Source organism: Leucobacter sp. M11 (assembly GCF_035726885.1).
Classification (GTDB): Bacteria; Actinomycetota; Actinomycetes; order Actinomycetales; family Microbacteriaceae; genus JAPFRB01.
This window is the reverse complement of sequence record NZ_JAPFRB010000004.1, coordinates 83,214-85,306: the sequence shown is the minus strand read 5'-3', so window position 1 is coordinate 85,306 and position 2,093 is coordinate 83,214. Positions and strand designations below refer to the sequence as shown.

The 2,093-nt window shown below is 71.6% G+C and carries 2 protein-coding genes and 1 pseudogene; all 3 read right to left on the bottom strand.

Going from position 1 to position 2,093, the window contains the following annotated elements:
* A partial coding sequence (locus OOT08_RS12375) for a glycosyltransferase family 2 protein (RefSeq protein WP_325093047.1) occupies positions 1–772 on the bottom strand: 772 nt, incomplete at its 3' end.
* Between the two features lie 79 nt (positions 773–851).
* Positions 852–1,172, bottom strand: coding sequence for a WhiB family transcriptional regulator (locus OOT08_RS12370; RefSeq protein WP_325093045.1), 321 nt, complete (start codon positions 1,170–1,172; stop codon positions 852–854).
* 124 nt (positions 1,173–1,296) lie between these two features.
* Positions 1,297–2,093: pseudogene (locus OOT08_RS12365) on the bottom strand (mannose-6-phosphate isomerase, class I); the annotation flags it as partial.

The following is a 2,093-nucleotide window of genomic DNA, read 5'->3' as shown; positions in this document are numbered from 1 at the left end:
GGACGCTGAAGTCGAGGCCGTCGTCGTAGACGGGGAGGGCCGGATCGAAGCCGCCAAGCTGCTCCCAGACATCCCGGCGGACCAGCATGCCGGCGGGGCCGACCCCGAGGGTGTCCTGCTGGTCGTCGTACTGCTGCTGGTCGAGTTCCTGGCGGTTCAGCTGCCAGCGCGCGCCGCTGCGGGTGAGCGACTGCCCCATCTCGACGATGCGCTCCGGGTGGAACCAGTCGAGCAGCTTCGGGCCCGCGACCGCGACGGAGGGGGCGCGCTGCACGGTGGCGAGGATGCGCTCCAGGGCGTCGGGCTCGGGCGCGGTGTCGTGCGCGAGCAGCCACAGCCACTCGACGTCGGCGTCGCTCTCGCGGTCCGCGTGCGTGGCCCCGAGCGAGGCGTTGGGCGCGGTGGGGGCCGCGGCGGCGGCTGCGGCAGCGGCTTCGCCGGAGGCGTGCTGCGCGTCCGCCTCGGGCCCGGCATCGGCGGCGTCGACCGCGTCGGCTTCGCTGGGCGAGCCGGGCTCCGGGGTCATCGCTGCGGCCTCGGTGCCCGCGAGGGCGAGCTGGACCGCCTTGCCGAAGGGGATGCGGTGCTGGCTGACCACGACGCGCTCGGCGCCGGAGGCCTGCAGCAGCCGCGAGCTGTCGTCCGATGAGCCGTTGTCGACGGCGATCACGCGGTCCGGCCGCCGCGTTTGCGCGCGGACAGCCGGAATCGTCTCGTCCAACCAGGCGGACCCGTTGCTGGCGATCATGACCGCCGTGACTCTGATACCCATAACGAGCCCAGCTTAGGCACGGCGGTGCCTGGGCGCGCGGGGCCGCGCCGTTCCCGCGCAAAGCGGCGGGGGAAGTCCCTTACATCGCCTCGCGGCGGAGTTTGCGGCGCTCGCGCTCGGAGAGGCCGCCCCAGATGCCGAAGCGCTCGTCATTTTCGAGCGCGTAATCCAGGCAGGAGGAACGAACCTCGCAGGATTCGCAGATCCGCTTGGCCTCGCGGGTGGAGCCACCCTTTTCCGGGAAGAATGCTTCCGGGTCCGTCTGCGCGCAGAGCGCGTCGGCCTGCCACGCGAGCTGGGCTTCCTCGTCCTCGGGACGTCGGATGCCGGGAACGCCCAAAAACACCGGGTCGACGAACCAGTTCGAGGGGACCGAAGAGTCGTACGCTGAATGTTGCATGTCTCCCGTTTCCCCCGTTAAGTACCGATTACCTTCGACTAATTACACCGGTGTCATTCGCGCAAGTCAAGTTTCGTGATGATAAAGCCTCAATGCGGGGGTGAGGCTTGCGGCACGCGCTGACTCAGCCGGACGCCTCGCCCAGACCGGCCCAGCCCCGGCCGACGGTGGCCACGAAGGCCTCGCCGGAGCCCGACACGCTGACCGGGTCCCCCGCGGAGATGTAGAGCGCCTGCCCGCGAGCCAGGCTCGCCACCTCGTTGAGCGAGTCGCTGACGCGCTCCACCAGGAGGCGGCCCTCGGTCGCGATCACGACGAGGGGGTAGCTGGCGGGGCCGCTCACCTGGCGGGCGGGCTCGCCGGGGGCCTTGCCCTGCGCCGTCGGCTGGACCCGGATCCGGGCCAGCAGGAAGTCGTCGAGCGGGGCCTCCCAGAGGGTGATCCCGGGGGCCGGGTGGCTCGGGGGGAGCCTCGGGTCGGCCAGCTCCGAGGCGACCATGATCCGGCTGAGCTCCTCGATGTCCACGTGCTTGGGGGTGAGCCCCGCCCGGAGCACGTTATCGGAGGAGGCCATGACCTCGACCGCGACCCCGGAGAGATAGGCGTGCAGGTGCCCGGGGGGCAGGTACAGCGCCTCGCCCTCGGCCAGGGCGATCTGGTGCATGAGCAGGGACACGAGCACCCCGGGGTCGCCGGGGTGGGTGGCCACGAGCTCGGCGAGGCCGTCGAGGCGCGCGAGATCCGGTTGGCTCAGTTCCGCGCCGTGCGCGGCCTGCTCGGCGGCGCTCGTGATGGCCAGGCGCAGCGCGTCTTGGACCTCGGCCACCGCGCTCGCCCCGCTGAACAGCCAGGCCAGGATGGTCCGCCGGGAGGCATCGGGATCCGGGGAATCGTCCATCCGATCCGCGAGGGTTTCCAGCA

Excerpts from the sequence above, each read along its gene's own strand:
- OOT08_RS12370 (WP_325093045.1), bottom strand. The coding sequence starts at position 1,172 with ATGCAACATTCAGCGTACGACTCTTCGGTCCCCTCGAACTGGTTCGTC.